Annotated in this window: 1 pseudogene; it reads left to right on the top strand. The window is 43.3% G+C overall.

What is annotated here, in order from left to right:
* A pseudogene (gene ychF, locus R2R70_RS19010) lies at positions 1-436 on the top strand (redox-regulated ATPase YchF); the annotation flags it as partial.

Here is a 436-nt window from a genome sequence, read left to right as displayed (position 1 = left end):
CTTGCTGATATGGACAGCGCTGAGAAAGCGATGTTCCGTAATGCTAAAAAAGCGAAAGGCGGCGATAAAGACGCAAAAGAACAAAATGCGGCGCTTGAAAAAGTAAAAGTACACCTTGATGAAGGCCTTACACTTCGATCGTTAGAATTAACTAAAGAAGAAAAAGCAGCTATCAGCTCTATCAACTTCTTAACTATCAAACCAACTATGTATATTGCAAACGTAGCAGAGGATGGTTTTGAGAATAACCCACTACTTGACCGCGTTCGCGCTATAGCTGAATCAGAAGGCGCTGTGGTTGTCCCTGTGTGCGCAGCAATCGAATCTGAGTTATCTGAACTTGATGATGAAGACAAACTCGAATTTATGGCTGACCTTGGCTTAGAAGAGCCAGGCCTTAACCTTGTAATTCGAGGCGGCTACGAATTACTCAAGC

Origin of the sequence: Cobetia sp. SIMBA_158 (assembly GCF_046566945.1) — a bacterium.
Classification (GTDB): Bacteria; Pseudomonadota; Gammaproteobacteria; order Pseudomonadales; family Halomonadaceae; genus Cobetia; species Cobetia amphilecti.
The sequence above is the reverse complement of the archived record's forward strand: the minus strand, read 5'-3'. Positions and strand labels throughout refer to the sequence as shown.